The following is a 2,889-nucleotide window of genomic DNA, read 5'->3' as shown; positions in this document are numbered from 1 at the left end:
TGTTTAATGGTGCACTTGCATAATGAATTCGGGACGCCAAACAGCAAAATTTGGGTGGGTGTCTAGTTTATTCTCTAATAGCCATAAGACACCCTGCTGCTCTTGCACTAAACAAAGCCTAGTACTTAGTTCGCCAAACAGCAAAAATTAGGGTGGGTGTCTAGTTTATTCTCTAGTTTATTCAGCAGCCTTATGTTTTGCACCTTGGTCGCCGTTAGCTGTATCGCTAGCTTCTTTATCACACGTGCTTGTATCTTTAGTGTATGTATCGCTTGTGTTTGATTGAACAGTCTGACTTTGCGGGTTACCAAAGCTATCCCACTTATAGTCTATGGTTGTATCAGCTTTAGAACTGGCTAGGTTTTGCTTAATTAACTGCCCGAGGCTATTGTATTCAAAATTGATATTTTGGCTGCTTACGCCTTCGTTTTTACGGGTTATAAGCTGGTTTACGCTATCGTAATTGTACGTACAGGTATCAAGTAGCGCTTGTGCAGGATGGGTTAACTGTTGCTGTGTTAAGCGGTTAAATACATCAAATTGTTGGGTAAGGGTTACGTCATTACCAAACTTTTGCGTTTGAATATTACCTTGGCTGCATAGCCATAAAGGACTTAAGCAAAATTGCCTAAGCCTTTAAAACATCCATGTTATTAAAGAGCGTTTTTATTTTGTGTTTGTAAAGTGGGTGTTTAGTTATTTTTTAATTAACATTCTCTTAATGAAGCTAATCTTGGCGCCTCTCCATAAGAAAATTGATAATTAAAAGTTCCATCACTTAATATCTCGAGATCACAAATAGTCCAAGCAGAGTGTTGTGTATCATTTTTTTGCATCTCTCTCCTTAATTCCTTAAAACTATTCGTAATATCTATACCCAAACGCAATTCATATGGCTTATCTTTGATAAAGTATTTATTTTTTGGGCTGATTACTATTTCATCATCAACTAAGTCAATCTCTAAGTTTATTGTAACCTTATCCCAACGATCCGGTAAAATTCCAGCGACTTCGTGAATAATGTTTTCTTGTAAGTGTAAAATCATAACTTAACCACCTTGTTTATTTTCAAATGTATAAGTTTCCCATTCGCCACTATCTATGCGGTAGGAAGCTTCAAATTGATCTGGTCTCTTTGTTTTATTATTTTTTCCATATTCAGGTATTATCCTGACTTCGATATCTTTACCAAGATTTTTAGGATCTAATCTAGCTTTTTTAACTTTTGTTTCAAATTTAGCATAAGGACCTTGATTTAAATTTGGAGGTAGATTTGGGTCAATACGCTTTCCATTACCTGATACAACATTCAGTCGATTAGTTGGGCCATCAAATTGATCCCCTATTAAATGAAAGCCTATATCTCCAATTTGTCCTTCTTTACCAATTAAAACAGTACTAACGCCGTCTGTCCCCGAACGGCCATCAGCTTTTTGTAATTTAATTTTCCCAGAAGCTTCAACTACACGTCCTTTATCATCGGTTTTCCAAGTATAATCTCCATACTCGTAAGTACTATTTGGTTTTGGTTTATTTGCAGCCCGATTTAAAGACTCTAAATCATTAAATTTGTAAACTGAAATTTTAGGGGCTTTTAACCCAGCTTTAGCCCCTTTAGCCCCATTCAAAACAGTCTTACCGCCAGCTAACGTAGCAGCAATTTCTACAGATTTATGCGCCATTGTAGCAAGTGCTGGTGAACCTGTCGCCTCAAGCGTCGCATCACCAAGCGCTGCCATATTGTCTTCGTAATACTCTTGCACGATCGGAGCTAACTTCTCTGATACGGCTTGTCCTGCATCAGTAAATGGGCCTATTTGATTGGACTGTACACTTTCAATTGTATGAACTGTAGCATCTACATCACCTCCTGACATAGCAAGTGTGGCAATACCTGCACCACCGGCTACAACATCGACTACTGTGTTTAGTAATCCAGAAACAAATAAATCAAGCCCGCCTGTAACTGCATCAAAGGCATTAATCTGCTCAACCATCTCGTCAGCTGTGCATCCTGATTGCTCTTGTTTACAAATATTTTCTATTTGATTTCTAAGGTCACCTGAAATCTCTGGCTTTGCATCAAGTGCAGCCTTGACTTTTGCCTGCCCTTCTTTACACAACAAACCCATTGGATCCACCCAATTCACTGGATTAGGTGCATATTGATAGTGGTTTATTCCACCCACTAGTCCAATCGGATCTTGGTTTATAAAACGCTGTTGTTTGGGGCTGTAGTAGCGATAGCGGTTGTAATGTAAGCCGCTCTCTTCGTCTAAATATTGCCCTTGAAAGCGGATTGGCTGAGTGAAGCTGCTTTCTGTATTAAAATCAGACTCGGCTTCATTCTCTTCATAACCATACACATCGGCTTGGTTTTCCCACACCACTTCTGCTTTGTTATTGGTAACAAAACGCGGGGTATTAAGCTGGTCTAGGTGGTAGTAGTACACCTCACCTTGTTTAATCAATGCGACTGGGTGAAATTGATTTGGCAGGTTGATATACCAAGTATATTCACCGTGTTGACATTCACCAATGAGCTGATCGTTGTCCCAAATGTAGTCAATTTTACCGTGTTCAGTGTGCTTAGCGATACGTCGACCGAGTGGGTCGTAGTCGTATTGCGTGAGCGTGCCGTTATTATTAAAACAGCTTAACTGATTAAACGCGTTGTATTCGCGGCGGGTTTTTATACCTTTACCGGTTTCGCGTATTTGGTTACCGAACTCGTCGTAGTAAAAGTCGCTGTCGCCAAAGTGGGTTAGGCGGTCTGAGTCGGTGGCACTGTTTATTGTCGTGTTGTTAGTGCACTCATTGTTTACTACTGAGTCTGCGTTGCTACTGTTTTTACTACTACTTTCACGGCAACTAAACTAGACAGCCACT

Annotated in this window: 2 protein-coding genes; both read right to left on the bottom strand. The window is 39.7% G+C overall.

Features of this window, described 5'->3' with window-relative positions:
• Positions 1–707: 707 nt before the first annotated feature.
• Positions 708–1,046, bottom strand: coding sequence for an antitoxin YezG family protein (locus CWB66_RS12695; RefSeq protein WP_138585666.1), 339 nt, complete (start codon positions 1,044–1,046; stop codon positions 708–710).
• 3 nt (positions 1,047–1,049) lie between these two features.
• The gene (locus CWB66_RS22955; protein ID WP_502705293.1) at positions 1,050–2,795 is read right to left on the bottom strand and encodes an RHS repeat-associated core domain-containing protein; all 1,746 of its coding nucleotides are present in this window, start codon (positions 2,793–2,795) and stop codon (positions 1,050–1,052) included.
• Positions 2,796–2,889 lie beyond the last annotated feature (94 nt).

Source organism: Pseudoalteromonas sp. S558 (assembly GCF_005886635.1).
Lineage (GTDB): Bacteria > Pseudomonadota > Gammaproteobacteria > Enterobacterales > Alteromonadaceae > Pseudoalteromonas > Pseudoalteromonas aliena.
The sequence above is the reverse complement of the archived record's forward strand: the minus strand, read 5'-3'. Positions and strand labels throughout refer to the sequence as shown.